17 protein-coding genes are annotated in these 17129 nt (G+C 44.2%); all 17 read right to left on the bottom strand.

Annotated elements, in window-relative coordinates:
* Positions 1-2 precede the first annotated feature (2 nt).
* Positions 3-1379 (bottom strand): lipopolysaccharide biosynthesis protein, encoded by a 1377-nt coding sequence (locus BC351_RS14010; protein ID WP_079412985.1) that lies wholly within the window; start codon positions 1377-1379, stop codon positions 3-5.
* Positions 1342-2826, bottom strand: a complete 1485-nt coding sequence (locus BC351_RS41575) for an O-antigen ligase family protein (protein ID WP_158082084.1) — start codon at positions 2824-2826, stop codon at positions 1342-1344. The genes BC351_RS14010 and BC351_RS41575 overlap by 38 nt, the downstream gene beginning before the upstream one ends.
* Before the next feature lie 63 nt (positions 2827-2889).
* Positions 2890-3693 (bottom strand): WecB/TagA/CpsF family glycosyltransferase, encoded by an 804-nt coding sequence (locus tag BC351_RS14005; RefSeq protein WP_079412983.1) that lies wholly within the window; start codon positions 3691-3693, stop codon positions 2890-2892.
* Positions 3690-5030, bottom strand: coding sequence for an O-antigen ligase family protein (locus tag BC351_RS14000; RefSeq protein WP_079412981.1), 1341 nt, complete (start codon positions 5028-5030; stop codon positions 3690-3692). Before BC351_RS14000 ends, BC351_RS14005 begins: the two co-directional genes overlap by 4 nt.
* A gap of 8 nt (positions 5031-5038) precedes the next feature.
* Complete coding sequence (locus tag BC351_RS13995) at positions 5039-5974, bottom strand: glycosyltransferase (protein ID WP_079412979.1); 936 nt, start codon at positions 5972-5974, stop codon at positions 5039-5041.
* Positions 5975-6003: 29 nt separating this feature from the next.
* Complete coding sequence (locus BC351_RS13990; protein WP_079412977.1) at positions 6004-6702, bottom strand: sugar transferase; 699 nt, start codon at positions 6700-6702, stop codon at positions 6004-6006.
* On the bottom strand, positions 6671-7609 hold the full coding sequence (gene galU / locus BC351_RS13985) for a UTP--glucose-1-phosphate uridylyltransferase GalU (RefSeq protein WP_079412975.1): 939 nt from the start codon (positions 7607-7609) through the stop codon (positions 6671-6673). The genes BC351_RS13990 and galU overlap by 32 nt, the downstream gene beginning before the upstream one ends.
* Before the next feature lie 43 nt (positions 7610-7652).
* Positions 7653-8288 (bottom strand): CpsD/CapB family tyrosine-protein kinase, encoded by a 636-nt coding sequence (locus tag BC351_RS13980; RefSeq protein WP_079412973.1) that lies wholly within the window; start codon positions 8286-8288, stop codon positions 7653-7655.
* Positions 8272-9015, bottom strand: coding sequence for a YveK family protein (locus BC351_RS13975; RefSeq protein ID WP_079412971.1), 744 nt, complete (start codon positions 9013-9015; stop codon positions 8272-8274). The genes BC351_RS13980 and BC351_RS13975 overlap by 17 nt, the downstream gene beginning before the upstream one ends.
* Before the next feature lie 384 nt (positions 9016-9399).
* Positions 9400-10020, bottom strand: coding sequence for a response regulator (locus BC351_RS13970; RefSeq protein ID WP_079412969.1), 621 nt, complete (start codon positions 10018-10020; stop codon positions 9400-9402).
* Between the two features lie 39 nt (positions 10021-10059).
* Positions 10060-11721: a sensor histidine kinase gene (locus BC351_RS13965; RefSeq protein WP_158082083.1), complete on the bottom strand. Its 1662-nt coding sequence runs from the start codon at positions 11719-11721 to the stop codon at positions 10060-10062.
* 592 nt (positions 11722-12313) lie between these two features.
* A complete protein-coding gene (locus tag BC351_RS44110; RefSeq protein WP_341865990.1) occupies positions 12314-13186 on the bottom strand; it encodes a GNAT family N-acetyltransferase in 873 nt (290 codons plus the stop codon).
* Positions 13187-13200: 14 nt separating this feature from the next.
* A complete protein-coding gene (locus tag BC351_RS13955) occupies positions 13201-13539 on the bottom strand; it encodes a winged helix-turn-helix transcriptional regulator (RefSeq protein WP_079412965.1) in 339 nt (112 codons plus the stop codon).
* A 148-nt stretch (positions 13540-13687) separates the two neighbouring features.
* The gene (locus BC351_RS13950; RefSeq protein ID WP_079412963.1) at positions 13688-14227 is read right to left on the bottom strand and encodes a DinB family protein; all 540 of its coding nucleotides are present in this window, start codon (positions 14225-14227) and stop codon (positions 13688-13690) included.
* Positions 14228-14293: 66 nt separating this feature from the next.
* Positions 14294-15241, bottom strand: coding sequence for a helix-turn-helix transcriptional regulator (locus BC351_RS13945; RefSeq protein ID WP_079412961.1), 948 nt, complete (start codon positions 15239-15241; stop codon positions 14294-14296).
* Positions 15242-15265: 24 nt separating this feature from the next.
* Positions 15266-15916, bottom strand: coding sequence for a pyridoxamine 5'-phosphate oxidase family protein (locus BC351_RS13940; protein WP_079412959.1), 651 nt, complete (start codon positions 15914-15916; stop codon positions 15266-15268).
* A gap of 92 nt (positions 15917-16008) precedes the next feature.
* Entirely contained in the window at positions 16009-17121 is a 1113-nt protein-coding gene (locus tag BC351_RS13935) for an S-layer homology domain-containing protein (RefSeq protein ID WP_079412957.1), read from the bottom strand.
* Positions 17122-17129: the final 8 nt, after the last annotated feature.

Raw genomic sequence — 17129 nt, 5'->3', positions numbered from 1 at the left:
TTTCAATCCGATTGTTTAACTTTATAGGCAGATACAGCTCGAAGTAACCAGCGGATATCCTCTTTGTTAATGAATAATTTCGGCAGCTTCGTCTTCAACGTGAATTTCACATTGATTAGAATGAATAAAAATCGCAATATCCCCGAGGATAAGATCGCCATTCCGGCGCCTAGCAAGCCGAATTTCGGAATAAGCACCATTAATAGCGGAATGACAATTAAGAGTCCAAGACCTTGGAGGATCGTGACAATTTTCGGCTTGCCTAACGCCATGAACGCTTGCGCCAACACCATGGTCCCACCGGATAACGATACTTCCAGCAGCAGCATTCGGAATACGCTAATGGCTTCCTTGAAATCAGGCCCATATAAAAGCGGCATCACGAATGGCGCAACGAGCATGATGATCATGGAGCATAAGAGCGCGATGCAAGTGCTTAACCGATAGACACGGAAGGTCATATCGACTACTTGGTCCTTCGGTAGCCCCGAAGCCTTCGGGAACAAGACGACGATGATCGAAGTCGAGAAGATATTGACCACCCTTGACAAACTCACCGCAACAGCGTACAAACCGAGCTCAGATGGGTTCAATAGTCCCACAATGACAATTTGATCAATATAATAAGATACATTTCCCATTAAATCGTTCCCATAGGAGCCAATCCCATACCGAATCAAAGTTCGGAAGGATTGAAATGCACCTTTTAACTCCAGGCGATACTGCGTGAGCAGGCGTATGGTTGTCCATATATAAAAGGGAATCGCAGGAGCCAGATACGCAACAGCCGATGTGAAAGGACTCATTGTTTTGGTTACAATCAGTAAACCTAATCCCACGAGCGTACTTAACGGAATCAGAAAGCGGAGTAGATTGAACAGCTTATATTCGCCTCTGACTTGCATCATTGCGTTATTGATTTGCGATAGCACAATTAAAGGAACGAGCACCATTGACCACTGTGAGAACAAAACCACGCTATCAGAATAAGTCCGAAGCCAATAAGGCAATATGAATACCCCAATGACCAGGGCAAGCACACCTGCGGTTAACCCCATCATGACGGCTGTCGTGTAAAGCTTGGCGGAATCCTTTATATTCTTTTTCACGTTGTAAATAATCGCAGAAGGAATACCGAAGGTGAAGCTGAAGGCAAGGAACTGTGACCAAAGCACCATTGCGGCTTGTTCCCCTCTGCCCGAAGGTCCAAGAAAACGCGCCGTCAAGATTCCCGTCAACATATTGATCAAAAGAATGAGTACACTGAAAAACATCGTTTTGACCGAGCTCGCCATATTGCTTTTGCTTGTGTAGAACGATTTGATCATCGTAAATAGAGGTTTAGAGCGGATTATTTTTAAATTGACTGGCTGCTGCATCCGTTCTTGGCCTCCTTTCTTGGGTGCTCTTTCGATGTGCCATGATGCCTATTCCTACAACCAACCATAGGAGAAAGCCCTTCAATCCCGTATAGCCATTCTCGAAAACAAGACAAACGATACTCCCTTCCAATGCGGACAGGGCGAGTCTGGTGTACGGAGTTAAGCCTCCTTGTTGCTTTCTTTGGGATATCAGGTATTTAATGACGAGCCATAATCCCCAGAAGAACAAGATACCGCCGATAATACCGAAAGTGAGAAAAATAGCAACAAACCCATTATCGAAAATGCCATATTCCCCAAGAGCCCCATCATTGCTTAACTTGGTTCCTACCCCAATACTGCCTAGCCCGAGCCCTTGCGGTTTGGCAAACAACATCGGGAATACGGTGTGGAAGAAATCCAAACGTTCATTGTATGAATGATCATCTTGAATCGCCGTCATCGTATCCAGCCGTGCTAACAAGCCTTGCGCACCTGGCAGCTTAGGTATAATGAAGTACATTGCAGCGATAACCGCTGTTAATTGAGCGATCAGCTTCCACTTCTGCTTCCCTGCAGAAACTGCCGTGTATATCGCAATATCAATGAAAAGCATGACCCAAGCGGATCGAACGAGTGTGATTAACAAGCCTACTGTCACTAATATGACGCCTAACCATCCGAGAGGACCCCGCCATCTCTTTTCCAAAATCATAGGAGCCAAGGCTGTCCCCATGTACATCCCGGCAGGACCAGGCGAATTCAGGAAGGAAAACACCCGAATTTCCAGTGGGTACGGATGGCCGATTGACGTCATTTCCACATGATTCATCCAAAATGCGTCCCAAGGCGGTACCATCACATATTGAATGATGCCATACACAGCAATCAGGATTGCTGTATTCGAGAAGGCAACAAGCAAGCGATCAAGATCCTTGCTTTCATAGTTCGATAATGCCGCATAGGGGATTAGCAGCATCGGGATGAGATAATTAGCCAAGTCATAGAAGGTGCCCATGCCATTCTTCGTGAAACCGATGAGGCTTCCATACAATAAAGCAATGGAGAAATAGATGAGCATGCGATAAAGCGTCGATTCAAGTTGATGTATTTTCGATAGGACCGGAATGATCAGTACAGCACTTGTCAGAAGCGGTGCAATACTTAGCAACGATACCGAATGATACGTCCCTTCCACCCAATCTTCAAATCTTCGTATTTCTGGACAAACGACCCAAACGACCAGGATGTAAGGAATTAACTTGCGCGAGTCCAGCAAAGCCAGCATAAATGCCGGAAAGAGCAGCATCGCCAATATCGCAATCTGCGATTTATTCTCATGGCCTAATGTCGCGCTCCCATAGCCGATAACCAAGGAGGCAGCCAACGCAGCGAACAACCATACCAGAGCAGCTCTTCCTTCAAACATGGATACAAAAGGATACCGCGCTTTTAACGTCCTCATACCGGATAACTCCTTACTGGCTTCCCATATAGGGTTCGTGAGCAACATACCGCTACCTGCAGCTTACTCATTTTGCTTAGATAGTCCATTGTTAACCCCCGTCCCCTCCCTTTTCAGCTTGAATTGCTTCACCCATTCCAAACCAAGCATGACGATAAACAACGAATCATGAATCAAATATCGTTTCCACAATCTTCGCGGTTCCTGCGCCAGGCGCCAGAACCACTCGAAGCCTGTTTTCTGCATGATATTCGGTGCTCGCTTCACAGAACCGGAGATGAAATCGAAGGTAGCTCCTACACCAATTGAAATCGGAACTTCATATTTCAAATAATGATCATAGATCCACTTCTCTTGCTTCGGGGCACCTACCCCTACGAAAACAATATCAGGCTGCGCTTCAATCAGCATTCGCACAATCTGCTCATTTTCTTCCTCTTTCTTCTCAAAACCGAAGGAGGGTGAATAGTGACCAACAATATTAAGCTTGGGGAAGATCATCTTCAAATTCTTGATCGCCAGCTCCGGGATTCCTTCCGCAGATCCAAGGAAGAACAATTTGTACTGCCGACTCGCGAACGCTTCGCCCAGCTTGGCAAACAAATCGGAACCGGATACTTTCTGTTTCAACGGCTTTCTTAACATCTTGGATGCCCAGATGATTGGCATGCCATCAGCAACTATGGCTCCTGCATCGGAATAGACCTTCTGAAACACAACATCCTTTCTGAGCTTGATCAAATGATCGACATTGCAAGTCAAAATGTAAGAATGGCTTCTCTGGCGAATTCTCTCGTCCATGAAGGCAAGCAGATCCAGAAAATCATAATTATCAAAATTAACATCGAACATAGTCACTCTACTCATCTAATCACTTCTTCTTTATTCGGATTTGTCGTTGATTGAATATACAAACCATTCAAGTACCAACAGAAAGGAATGATAAATTGCACCGTGGATAACGTGTTATCCGAGAAGGAATATAGAAAAAACGCCAAGATGAATGCTGCGTAGTAAATTTTAATTCTCGGTGGCACGACTCTGTAAATCATTACAAACACGATAAATAATGAAAAGAAAAGCGCTATGCAGCCGATATAGCCAGCATCATAATAGAAGCGAATATATTCATTGTGCGGAACCACAAAGCCTTCGTATAAGCTTCCGTCATTCGCTACGGTAACGGCTCCCAAGCCTCTTCCTGCCAAGGGGGAATCTTGGACACCTTTCAGAAAGTAGGTCCAGGCTTCGGTTCTTCCGGATAAATCAATACCGGTTCCTGTCTCCCGCTCGAATGAGCGTTTCGTCATATTATCCCACTGCACGTAAACGGCTCCGCTGATCAATGCCAGTGAGCAAACGAGCGGAATAATCAAAATTAATTTGCCTTTGATGTACGCTTTGACCATGTCATAGAAGTAGTAGACGACCATAGCCAACATCGCTAAGATCGGTCCTCTTGTGCCTGTTGCGATGAGAATCGCAAAATTAGACGCGAGTGTACAATAATAAAACTTGGCTCGCTCAGGCTCGCGCTTGGATTCCATCAGTGCGATCGTAATGCCTAGAAATGCCAGCATCGCTAAGTGCGGAGCAATATTCGCCCCTTGTACTCTGACAGCTCCTGTGAATTCAACATTAAGGAAAGAGTAGACATGTGCGAGCTGCAGTACGATTCCCGTTGCTACACTGATCAGTGGTAGTAAACAAAGAATTTGGATGTGCCGTTTCGCAGTCTCTCTTTTCCACTTGATCATAAGAAAGAAAAATGGAAGCGTTAATCCTATGAAAGCTTTGAATGTAAGCGACGTTGTCATTTTGGGATGCCAATCCGAGAAGAAAATAGTCAGAAATAACATGATCGTAAAAGCGGCAATGGGGTAAACGAATTTCAGTCGCAACCCATTTTGCAGCATACAGGGAATAAGAAGAATCAATATGCCCAGCTTATAAAGAGAGATAATTTCGATCCCGCCAACATTCGCCGTTATAATGTAATTAATCGAAATCGCCGTGGAGATCAACACAGGATAACTGACAATCTCCGGGTTATGAACGGATAAAGCTAACAAGAGGAGTACAACCATCCCCATTAGACTGATTATGGGCTGATAAACGGCTGCTACCCCCATAAGAATAGCTATGATGAGAAAGACGATACCGTAATATACTGGTTTTTTCACATGTATAGGAAGTTCCGTCATATGCGCCCTCACCTAGTCAATTGCATCTTTCTGCGTTTCCGCAGCGTATCAAGTGTGCCACGAATACTCTCCATGCGGCATGTGACAAGCAGCTTGCTCCCAACAGTCCGGGCAAATAAGGCCTCTACTGCAATATAAAGCACCTTAGCGGCAACCTTGCCAAGTAAAACCAACTTTGCGAAATACCCCTTATGCATAGAGCCATTCGTGACCCCTTGATAGTAATACCGTTTCTTGATCCACTCTTCGGTTAACCGACTGTCTGGGATGAAATGATCGACGATGAGCGAAGGATGATACAGGATGCCTTTGCCTGCCTTCTTCATTTCACCAAACAGCCAAGATTCCTCACCGGATAACAACAGGGACCCGATTCTGCCCAAGTGAGTTGGAAATAAGTGATTTACCAGAAACGATTTCCGGATCGCCATATTCGCACCAAATGGGTGGAGAGTAGTCGGATACGTTCTGACATTCTCTCCTAAATCAACGATCGTGTAGGGCAGTTCCAAGCCTGGAATCAGCCATGCAGGACGTTTGCTTTCGAAAATGGGGCGAATTCTGCCTCCCAAGGCATCGATATCACTCCGTGAATCAAAGGTAGTCAACATGGTACGAATCCATCCCTTGCAAGGAATGGCGTCATCATCGAGAAATGCCACGATCTCGCCTTGAGCCGTCTCAATGCCGTTATTGCGCGCAGCAGACAGCCCTTGCTTCGCTTCGAAAACGTAGTGAACGTTCAAGATGCCCACATGACGATGGATAAATGAGTTTGCAATATCCAAGGTGTGATCTGTGGAATTATTGTCCACGATCAGAATCTCCGCCTGTGCCATATCCTCAAGTTGAGTTAAGGATTCTAACGTGATGTGCAATAAGTCCGCTCGATTATACGTACAGATGACGATGGATACCCTAGGTTTGGATGGGTTGCGTACCATGGCGATCCTCCCTTCACTACTCCTTTTTCTTAAAAGGCGTCTTTGGAACCAAGCAGCACAACGACCGTTTTTAAGACGATTTTAATGTCAAACAGCAAGCTGCGTTTTCTAATATAAGTCAAATCCAATTCGACCATTTGCTGAAAGCTGACATTGCTTCTTCCACTTACTTGCCATAACCCTGTGCAGCCCGGCGTTACCGCCAGACGCTGTTTTTCATAGGGCGTGTATTCTTCAACTTCATTGGGCAAAGCAGGTCTAGGTCCCACTAAGCTCATATTACCTATGAACACATTCCACAATTGCGGCAATTCATCAATGCTTGTTTTCCGAATCAATCGACCTACACGTGTAACACGTGGGTCGTTTTTCATTTTGAACATCGCGCCTTCGACTTCATTTTGATCCATTAATTGCTTCTTCAGCTCTTCCGCGTTCGATACCATGGAGCGGAACTTGTACATAGCGAACAAAGTTTCACCTTTCCCGACCCGATTCTGCTTGAAGAAGACAGATCCTTTGGGATCCTCGACTTTAATCCAGATACCAATGAAGAGAAATAGAGGTGTTAAGAACAACATTCCGAGGAATGAGAGAATGATATCAAGTGTGCGCTTCACGAACAAATAGGATGACAGGCTCTTCCCGCGAGGGACTCTCGAAGCTTGGTAATAGCTTTGCTGCGGGCCCAAATACTCATAATCCTCCTGCAGTTCGCGCAAACTCATTATCGCCACCTCCCATAATCTCTAACAGCGGTGCATAGTTTTCTTTGATCAGAATCGCAGCCATTGCTTCCATGACATCAAAGCGCAAATCTTTGCTCTCTAAAGCAAAAGCCATCGTCGTAAGAATATAGCCAAGGCGTTCACCCACATCATAGCGAGTCCCATCGAACTGATAAGCCAGAACGCGTTCTATTTGATTAAGCTTCTGAATAGCATCGGTCAGTTGGATTTCTCCACCTGCGCCTTTCTCTTGAAGCTCCAAGAATTCGAAAATTTTAGGGGAGAAAACATATCTGCCCATGATGGCAAGATTGGATGGAGCTGTACCCAGCTTAGGTTTTTCTACAAAATCATTAACTTGATATAAGCGGTTATTCTGTACGCCCGGATCAATGATACCGTAGCGATTGGTTAATTCAGGCGGCACGGACTGTACGCCAATAACTGAATTTTCTGATAATTCATATTGCTGAATGAGCTGTTTCAGGCATGGCACCTTAGCTGTAACAATATCATCCCCCAGCAGCACAGCGAATGGCTCGTTGCCGATAAACCGTCTTGCACACCAGACGGCATGCCCCAAGCCTTTGGGTTCCTTCTGGCGAATGTAGTGAATCTCTACCTTAGCGGAGCGCTGAACTTCCTTAAGAAGCTCAAGCTTCCCCGTCTCCAACAATTTGTTTTCTAATTCAAAAGCGTTGTCAAAGTGATCCTCAATCGCACGCTTCCCTTTTCCGGTCACGATAATAATATCTTCAATACCCGATTCAATGGCTTCTTCCACGATGTATTGGATAGTGGGTTTGTTGATGATAGGGAGCATCTCTTTGGGCATCGCTTTCGTGGCAGGCAGGAATCTTGTCCCTAATCCCGCAGCCGGAATAATTGCTTTTTTCACCGTTTTCATCTAATCTCATCCTCCTATCGATTATGGAAAGTCTAGCCTCAACCTATTGACTGAACACGATGCCAAGCATTCTGGCTCCCGATTGTTCTAGCTGACTTCTGGCTTGCTTCGCCCATTCACGCTTGGTCTTGCCGTTCTTCGCTACCAAGACAACGCCATCGCTGTACTCGGTCAATAAACTAGCATCTGTATAGTCTAACGTTGATGGGGAATCCAAGAGGATCACATCATATTGCAGCTTCAACTGACTGAGCAGCTCTGACATGCCTCTTGAACCTAGAAGCTCTGACGGATTCGTAGGTTGACCGCCTGCCGCAATTAGATCAAGACCTCTGATTCCCGTTGGTGTTATCATCTCTGCCAAGCTTAATCCTTTGTTTAAGCCGTGGAGCAGACCTTTACTGCCTTTCACACCGAACAATTCATGGATGGCTGGCTGGCGTAAATTGCCGTCTATCATAACAACGGATTTGCCTTCTTGCGCATACGTGATCGCCAGATTGGCTGCTGTCGTTGTTTTGCCCTCCTGCGATTTGGGCGAGGCAATCAAGAGCACGATGCCCTTATCCGCAGGTACGATCTTCTTGTGTCTGATTGCAGTACGCAAAGCGCGAAACGCTTCTGATACCGGTGACACCGGATCAAGCTCCGTGACAAGCACGTTACTTAACTGTGGCATAGGTTTGTTCGCCTACCTCTCTACTCGCTGCTTTAGCCGGTTTACTCGTACCGTTCTTCTTTATCGTTCCAATGGAACTGAGAACCGGTAAACCAATAACATGTTCGGCTTCTTTTTCCGAGCGAATGGTATCATTGATATTTTCTAGGAAGAAGAAGACACCAATGGCTGCCATAGCGGAGAGAATGAAGCTCACGGCCAGGTTGATAACCATACTTGAATTTACAGGGAGCGGCTTCACCTTCGGATCGGAAGAAGAAAGGATTTTGACATTGTTCATGTTCATTAGTCCTGGAATTTCGGTTATGAACGTGTCAGCAAGCGCGTTGGTGATCAGCACCGCTTTGTCATAGCTCTTGTCTTCCAACTCAATTTTGATAATTTGAGTCTTATCGGTTGAGCTCACTTTGAGATTCTTCAGCAGCAGCTTCTGCGTCAGATTGAATTCAGGGTGATTCTGCAGCAGCAAGTTAATCGTGTGATCCGATTTAATAATTTCCTTGTAGCTCTCGATCAAGTTTATGTTCTTTGTTACCTCGTTTAGATCCATCGCCTCTTCACTCTTGATCATACTGCTTACCAGAACTTGCGTATTAGCCTTATACACCGGATCCACGAAAGTTTTGCTGACGTAGAAGGTTGTCAGGCAGGAGAGAAGAACGAACAAGCCAATCATCCACAGCTTTTTGCGAATGAGCATAAAGTAATCCAGAAGCGATTTCTCCATGACACCCTCCCGAAAAAAAGATTTTAAATCCCAATAAACATCATTGATTTTACAACTATTCTAAGCTATTATTACTGTAATGAAAGCGTTTCATTTGATTTACCCCCACGATCGAACAGACATTCAATCACTCCTTTATCCAGAGCATTCTTCAATCTCTTTCGACAGTATTAGCAGGTTAACATCCCAGAATTCGTATGGTGTCAGAAGGAAGAAAGAATGCCGCTTTTTGTCATTTATTTGGTTGTATATCAAGCTTATATGAATTCTCAGAATTATGATATTACTCAATATTGTGATTTTTGGGTCTATTTGGTATATGCACTATTGGCTATATGTAAGAAAGCAATGGTATACTTTCGGACCAGACGAGCTTCGGTTTGGTTATTGAAAACTACTGACCAATCCCTTGGATTGTGCTAATAAAGCCGCTTGGGTACGGTCATTTACACTTAATTTATTAAGAATTTGACTGACATGCTTCTTCACAGTAAACTCCGTAACCATCAACTTCTTGGCCATCCCTTGATTCGACAATCCTTCCCCGAGCCCGATCAATACTTCCCGTTCTTTGGGGGTCAGCTTGCTGAAGCTGTCTTCATCCTCTTTCTTGAACAACATCTCCATTAGACCTGGGTCATAATATTTCTTGCCTTTGAAAATCAACTTAATGGCTAACAGCAGCTCTTCCGGCAATGCTTCTTTCAACACATACCCGTCCGCTCCAGCAGCTTCCGCTTTCCTGACATCCTGCTCCATAGTCGATGAAGTCAGAATTATACTGCGACAGGACGACTCGCGAATCTGTTCCACCACTTCGATCCCGGAACGATTGCCTAGTTTGAGATCCACGATGGCTAAATCGGGCTTTGTTTTATGAATTAACTCCATGGCTTGCTCAACCGTCTCTGCTTCGCCTGTCACTTCCACATCCGCTTCAAGCTTTAATACGGCCGATAAACCTTTACGCACTAAAGGGTGATCATCTACGATTATGACTTTCACAGTAACACCTGCTTTCGTTAGAATGGGGGTTTACTTTGTCTAGCCCATCGCCTGAAGTTCATCCGGTACTTTCTGTTCTTGCTGTTGAATGGGTAGTGCCACTTGGATATGTGTGCCCTTCCCTTCATTGCTGGTGATGTCAATCGTTCCACCCAATGAATGGACGAGCAGCTTCATGTTATTGACACCGAGTCCGGATGACATCGGATCTGATAACCGTTCGGTTACAGAGAATCCACGTCCATTATCCAAAACAGATAAATGGATCTCACTGATTTTAATACTCAATTCCACAAAGATTTGCGTACTGCTGCCATGACGAATGGCGTTTCCTGTTGCTTCCGAAATGATACGGAACAAAGCCTTTTGATAATTAAGAGGTAAACCATGATCGTCACCGGTAACTTTAAAATTCACTTTGACTGCATGCAGCTTGGACAAGCTGTCCAAGTGGGATTTGACGGTCGTAATCCAGAAATCACCGCCATTTTTCCGTGAGCTTAGACTATAGATCGTTGAGCGGAGCTCTTGCGAAGCGGCCACCGACGATTCTTGAATCACTTGCAATTGTTCCTTAATCTGATCTGTCGAAATATCATCCCATTTGCGATTCAGAGAGTGCACAGCATAGACGATGCCGAACATGTACTGAGAGACGCTGTCATGCATCTCATCTGCAATCCGATTCTGTTCCTCAATAATCATTAATTGGTTCTCAATTCGCTCCAACTGATGCCTTTCCAAAATCACCGCACAAAGCTCTGACAGAAAATACAGCTGCTTAACGAACCAATGCCTTCCTTCTTCATAACTTGAACGCTCAATCTTCACCCCCATGACGCCCCAGAATCGAGTTGACGACTTGATCGGAATAACCAGGAACTCGCCTTGCTCAGGCAGTGTCATCACCATGCAGCTATCCAGTTGTCTTAACTCTGTGACATTGCTTTCGATGGCTGCACTGAGCGACGCTTCAACGCCTGCTTGGGTCACACCTTGCGTAATAATCCGCTCATCCCGCTCATGTCCATTCACATCCCAGAAAAATGACATTCTCAGCCGTGTTAGTTTAAGCGCAAATTCAGCAAAAATAATTTTCAGGTTCTCCGATTCGCTGTGCGTAGCAGCTTCCACAATTTGGTATAGTGATTTCATGTGCTCCATCGTTTCCGTTGTACGCGTATTTGCAATTTCTAGTCTGGTTTTCACACCGACCAATAATTGGATGGATAAGGTCATAAACAATAGGACGAGATAGAAATGGTTATCACTAATCAACATATGACCTAATGCCTGATGATTCGGATTGACGAAGATGAAGGAAAAGGCGGTGACGAATAAGAAATAACTGATCATCATAAACCAGCAATATACGGAGGAAAGATAACTGGCTGCCATCCAAGCAGGATTGAAAACACACCACAGGAATGGACTTTCCATTCCGCCGCTGAGAAGATGCAGAATCATCATACCTGCCATTTCCAAGCCAACCGTGATTTTAATAACCCTAGAAGCTTGTCCACTCTTGGTATACATGTCTGTTATCCATTTGGCAAATAAAAATAAAGAGAGGATAATACACATCTTCAGCCCTATTGGGGGCCCCCGATCTTCAATCGCATAAACTAGCGAGGTAACAGCTAAAGAAATATATCGATACAAGTAAAAGACTTGCCCCTCAGCTGAGAACATTCTTCTCATTCGTATAACCATCCTTACCTGTTATTTAATTTTTTACAGACCAATCCCGTGACTATTTAGATTACTTCTTCAACAATACCCAAGATGACAGCGAACAAAACAGTAAATTTTTTACAATTATGTCCTTGGCTTATTCCTATAGGGTTCGTGTAAAATGTATTTTTCTGTCTCAAAATATGGAAAAATGCAATTATCAGGCATTCTGATCTACATACTTTGATCACATTGGCCTACTTACGCTACAAATCGTTTTTGGGAAAGGAGGTAAGCACCAGATAAGAATTCATTCTTTTGTCTCATAACCTTTTTTTCAAAAAATTAATAAAAATGGCACCAAAAGAACTGAATATGTAATGATTCCTCACACTAAGTACATCAGAGATGCATCAAAAGCGAATATCTACTTCGCTACTTGCCAAATCTTGGTTGCACCTAGAAGGTAGCTTAACCTTACCAAATAGCAAAATTTATATAAATAGGAACCAAGATGGAATTCAAAGTGGTAGCTAAAACCTAAGAACAAAAAGAAGCTGCCTATAGAAGCAGCCCCTTCTCTGTTCATATCTAGTTCTAACTACCTTCGCCGATGCGATTATTGTTCCATGATGGGTAAACGCCAGTCGTTGCAATGCATGAAAGTTCCCGGCGGGTATTCAAACGAACATTCGGACACCAGCTGGAAATGAAGCTTGCGGCATATCGCATTGGAGGCCGGATTATCGACGGAAGGAAAAGCATGAATGGATCTCAGCCTTTGCTCAGCTTTGGCTTGTTTGATGGCTTCAGCGGTTGCCCATGCTGCAATGCCTTTGCCTTGAAACAGAGGAAGTACCCCCCACCCCATCTCGTAAACCGTTTCTCCTTGCCAACTGGTTTCCCAGTAACCTACATTTCCGACGGAAACGCCCTCAGGCATAAGAACTATGCTAAACATTCGTCCTTTACCCGCCGCACTTAGGTCGATATACCGCTTATGTCGTTTGTGCACCTGCTCATCCGTCTCAGGTCCCCCTAGATGATCCAGCATTTCGGGAATATTTAATTGATGCAGAAGGTCAAAGTCCGTCTCAGCCCATGGCACTATCTGAACCGCGGAATCCCAAAAAGTAAAACAACAAAACGCACGCGTGCTAAATGTTTCAAAAACAGTCCGATCAACGTCGTCTGCTTTATAATTTCGATGAACAACCTCTTGGTTATCTTCTTCCCCATAAGAGATTGCCCACAGTTCAATAGCAGCTTCCATTTTCATTATGGACAGCACATAGTCAGTTAGCTGATCTATGCATGTTGCATCGAAACTTCCGCCAAGCCAATAAATATAGTTCTTCTTGATGTACCGATCCAAACCGTAAGGCGGATTTTTGCAAATGGAGACTTGCATACCCTCTAAATCCGCCGCTTTTTCTGCATAATTAACTTCTGGAAGCGGATAGTCAGATGCCACGAATCGAAAAAAACTCATATCACATTTCTCCTTTATAACTGTAAACCAAATCTTTTCAACTCCACGAAAATGCCTTCCAACCGCCTGCCTTTATCCGTTAACGTATACTCCACGCGTGGCGGTACTTCTGGGTACACCTTTCTAACCAATAGGTCGTTGGCTTCCAACTCCTTAAGTCGCAGCGAGAGGGTCTTGGGACTTATGCCATCCATAGATTTCAACAGATCGCTGAAGCGCAGCGTTCCTTCAATTAATAGGTCGCGAACAATTAAAAAAGTCCATTTGGTCCCAATTACATCTAATGTCTTGGCAATTGGGCACAGCACGCCTGGTTCACCTTTGGTCAATATGACCGGCTCATGACTATTCATGTTCTTTTTCTCCTTCTTAAACTAATGATTCCTTAAGGGAAATTATAGGTAATTAGAAGCATTACGGCAACTATTCATTTGTCCATAATCAAAATAAAACCCCTGAGTACCCACTAGCTGTGGGCTCAGAGGCTTACGTCAAGCCATTCTAAATGTTGATTTCTAGCTCATGCTTCAAGCGATCAATCTGCAGGCGATGATGACGGAAATGCATTTCGATCAACTGAAACCACTCCTTCGCCTGAAGCCCGCCGAATCTAGGATGTGCAGCCGTCTGATGAACTGGAGCTGTCTCCAGTTGAGGTTGGATTTCCTTCAGCTTGCTAAGCACAGCTTGCAAACCATTCATGATCTGCTCTTTGTCGAGTGGCTGCGAAGGCGTGTATTGGGGTGACGCGGGAACAGAAATCTTGATCGGCGGAAAGCTTCCTGCTTCAAAAACAGCTTCACCAGCCTGAGTTTTTCCTGCGATTGCGTTTGCGGTCGATTCACTCGGCTGTAAGCATGTTTCGATATTGCGAATTTGCATATTCAGCGACGTTTGGATTAAATGAACATACACTTGTCCTAATGACCATTCCGTTTCACTTGGCTGGCGTGTCAACTGCTCCATGCTGAAATCAGTTAATTCTGCCTCATACAAGTGGATGATCTCTTCAAGCTTCTGTAATGTTTGAGTCGTATTCATAGGTTATAAACAGCTCCTTCTTGATTTATAGCCTTATCATACACCTTAGCTACTGACAGCATCCTGTCAGTAGCTCTTGGACATCAATTCAATTTCTTCGCGAACTCGAATGCGTAATGATTCTGGTTCTATGACTACGATATCCGAGCCCCAACTGAGTACCCATGACAGGATATCTTCAATCTGTCGGACGCGAAACGTCAGTTCCAGCTGCTCATCTTTAACCGCCATTTCTTCCAAGTAGAAATTATTTGATTCTTTGATGCGGTTCGCAATCCCCTGCTTCGCAAGCATGCGTACATGAATATTGCGATCATCAACAGTTTTGTAATTTTGAAGATTGAATTCAGCAGGAAGCAAGAAGGTTTCCGTTGTAACGATCAGATCGCTCATTCGGGACAAGCGGAAATGCCGGATCTCTTGCCGCAGCTCGCAAAATGCAATTAATACCCAAGAACCATTAATAAGAATAAGGCCATAAGGCGCAACTTTACGAACCTGATGGCGATGTGATTCGGTATCAGCCCTAATTTTGGAATATTGAAATTGCACCTTGGTAAGCGTCAAAATGACTTGTCGCAGTATGGCCAGATATTCCTTCTCCTTATAACTGACCTTAGCTAGGTTAGGATCTACAACTTTGGTTGTCTTGCGAATTCGATGTACCTCATCGAGAATACGTTCTGGTAAAATCGTTTCAATTTTGGACTGGGCTGTCTGCGCCTTCGCCCCATAGCTGGAATCGAATTTCTGTACGACAAAATCCGTCCCAATCAGCAGCGATACCGCTTCTTCAATCGTAAAGCTGAGTGGCGGCAAAAAATAACCTTCCATTAAGGAATAGCCGATTCCTGTCGACCCGACGACTGGCACTCCCGCTTCGCTTAGAGCCTGAATATCACGATAAATCGTTCTGCGACTGGTTTCAAACGTATCTGCCAAATCCTCAGCACGCAGCGTTCCTTTGCTCTGAAGTTCCAAGACGATAGCTAATAACCGATCCGTTTTGTTCATATGAACTGCCACCTATTTCAATTGTTAATATAATCGTTTGGAATATCCTTCTGCCAAACGATCTGCGATAACCTCAGCCGTTACCCCTTCAAGCTTGGCATGATCTGCCAAAATTTTGGCTGCTGATGGCAGCATCTCTCTTTGCAGCCAGGACTCTGGCTCCCACAAGCCTGAACGCTTAAACGCTTTTGCGCAGTGTAGAAAGCACTCTTCCACCTGCACCACGATGCCTAGAAGTGGATCTTTATCATTTGCCCGCATCGCTTGAAGCAGTTGTTTATCCTTCGTAATAAAGGCTCGACCGTTTATTCGCAAAGTCTCGCCGAAACCAGGAATTAGAAAAAGCAAGCCAATTTCGGAGCTGCTGATAATGTTTCGAAAGGTATCTACTCTTTTATTCCCCGGTCGATCTGGAATGATTATTGTTTTCTCATCGACAATGTGGACAAAACCAGCTGCGTCCCCCCTCGGAGAAACATCACATTTGCCATGCGCATCCGCAGTTGAGATGAATACAAACGGCGACTTGGCTATGTAATCACGGCAATGTGCATCAATGTGAGAAATGACCTTCTTGTTCACAAGCTCACTCGGATAGCCAAGTATCGAGCGAAGCTCCTCTTCCGTAGTCACCCATTCGTTCGGATTAATCTTTGACAATGACAACCCTCCCATTTGCATCTATGAAATTATCAGTGTTTGCTTATGATGAGCATAATAACACATTTTTCTCGTAAAAAGGAGCCCTTGCAATGATGCCATCGGCTTTACTTATTGATAATTTTGAAAGTGGGTTTTATCAGCTTAACACTTTGAAACATGGCTTTATAATCAACCATCCCCTTCTCATCGCTAGGATCATATTGAACGTCTGTTGGCGTAAAAAAGAGGAATACCTGATTCCCTTTTTCACCTATTTCCGAGATCGGAATGATTCCTTTTATTTCTTCTTTATTTAAATTCCATTCCTCTTTATCCCATACAGCGAGGGTAAATAAGATACCTGTTCCAGTTGCCTTGTTAATAAAATTAATACTGTGACCATAGGAAACCGCTTCATCAACGATGTCATACTTATCAGCCCAGCTTAAAGGCAGCTGAAGTGAAAAATGATAAGTATCATTTTTATACAACATGGTCGTGATTGGCTGATAGTGTTCCTCTTTGGGCGGATTCGCCTGCAAATGGTCAAACTTTACCTTCATTCGTTCAATAAATGTGACGGCCTCGGTTCTTGTAACAAAGTCACCGCTATGAAACCCGTCTACACTTAGCTCAGTCTTCCCTTCTGCCAATCCAGTATCAAGTACGTATCGAATTGAATCTTCTCTGCTATAATTCTTTCCTGTGGCATTCGCTAGCATTTGAGCGACCATTCCTCTGGACATACTCATATGTGTCGTTGCATGCCCCCCCAAGGAGGATGGAGCAACGGTTTTCCAATTCATGTTGTTTGCGTAGGTTGCATAGGGTGTTGCCCAATTTGAAGATTCTGGACTAGGCACAAAATCTGCAGGGTGATAGGCTCTAATTAGCATCGCAATAAATTCAAATTGATCAACATCCGAATTGGGCTGGAATGTGCCATCTGGATATCCTTCAATGACCTCATTATCAAGTGCCCATTGAATATGCGGATATCCCCAGAAAGAATTGGATATATCTGAAAACGATTCGCTGCCAGCACCTGAAGCTGTTGCACATGTACTAACCATTTGGAGGGAAAGTAAAGTCAAAAGGAATTGTTTTTTATACTTTTCCAAAAAAATCACCTCGTTATTTATATTGTCAAAACGTACATACAAGATCCACTTCATTAGACGTCCTGGAGCATATAAAGTTGTTAAAATAAGGAAATAAACGTCTTTGAACTTCAACATTGAAAAAA

This window comes from Paenibacillus ferrarius (genome assembly GCF_002027705.1).
GTDB classification, from domain to species: domain Bacteria; phylum Bacillota; class Bacilli; order Paenibacillales; family NBRC-103111; genus Paenibacillus_E; species Paenibacillus_E ferrarius.
Note: the sequence above shows the minus strand (reverse complement) of the source record. Positions and strands in the feature narration are given on the sequence as shown.

Coding starts and splice junctions, on each gene's coding strand:
- BC351_RS14010 (WP_079412985.1), bottom strand. CDS start 1,379: ATGCAGCAGCCAGTCAATTTAAAAATAATCCGCTCTAAACCTCTATTT.
- BC351_RS41575 (WP_158082084.1), bottom strand. CDS start 2,826: ATGAGGACGTTAAAAGCGCGGTATCCTTTTGTATCCATGTTTGAAGGA.
- BC351_RS14005 (WP_079412983.1), bottom strand. CDS start 3,693: ATGAGTAGAGTGACTATGTTCGATGTTAATTTTGATAATTATGATTTT.
- BC351_RS14000 (WP_079412981.1), bottom strand. CDS start 5,030: ATGACGGAACTTCCTATACATGTGAAAAAACCAGTATATTACGGTATC.
- BC351_RS13995 (WP_079412979.1), bottom strand. CDS start 5,974: ATGGTACGCAACCCATCCAAACCTAGGGTATCCATCGTCATCTGTACG.
- BC351_RS13990 (WP_079412977.1), bottom strand. CDS start 6,702: ATGAGTTTGCGCGAACTGCAGGAGGATTATGAGTATTTGGGCCCGCAG.
- galU (WP_079412975.1), bottom strand. CDS start 7,609: ATGAAAACGGTGAAAAAAGCAATTATTCCGGCTGCGGGATTAGGGACA.
- BC351_RS13980 (WP_079412973.1), bottom strand. CDS start 8,288: ATGCCACAGTTAAGTAACGTGCTTGTCACGGAGCTTGATCCGGTGTCA.
- BC351_RS13975 (WP_079412971.1), bottom strand. CDS start 9,015: ATGGAGAAATCGCTTCTGGATTACTTTATGCTCATTCGCAAAAAGCTG.
- BC351_RS13965 (WP_158082083.1), bottom strand. CDS start 11,721: ATGAGAAGAATGTTCTCAGCTGAGGGGCAAGTCTTTTACTTGTATCGA.
- BC351_RS44110 (WP_341865990.1), bottom strand. CDS start 13,186: ATGAGTTTTTTTCGATTCGTGGCATCTGACTATCCGCTTCCAGAAGTT.
- BC351_RS13955 (WP_079412965.1), bottom strand. CDS start 13,539: ATGAATAGTCATGAGCCGGTCATATTGACCAAAGGTGAACCAGGCGTG.
- BC351_RS13950 (WP_079412963.1), bottom strand. CDS start 14,227: ATGAATACGACTCAAACATTACAGAAGCTTGAAGAGATCATCCACTTG.
- BC351_RS13945 (WP_079412961.1), bottom strand. CDS start 15,241: ATGAACAAAACGGATCGGTTATTAGCTATCGTCTTGGAACTTCAGAGC.
- BC351_RS13940 (WP_079412959.1), bottom strand. CDS start 15,916: ATGGGAGGGTTGTCATTGTCAAAGATTAATCCGAACGAATGGGTGACT.
- BC351_RS13935 (WP_079412957.1), bottom strand. CDS start 17,121: ATGTTGAAGTTCAAAGACGTTTATTTCCTTATTTTAACAACTTTATAT.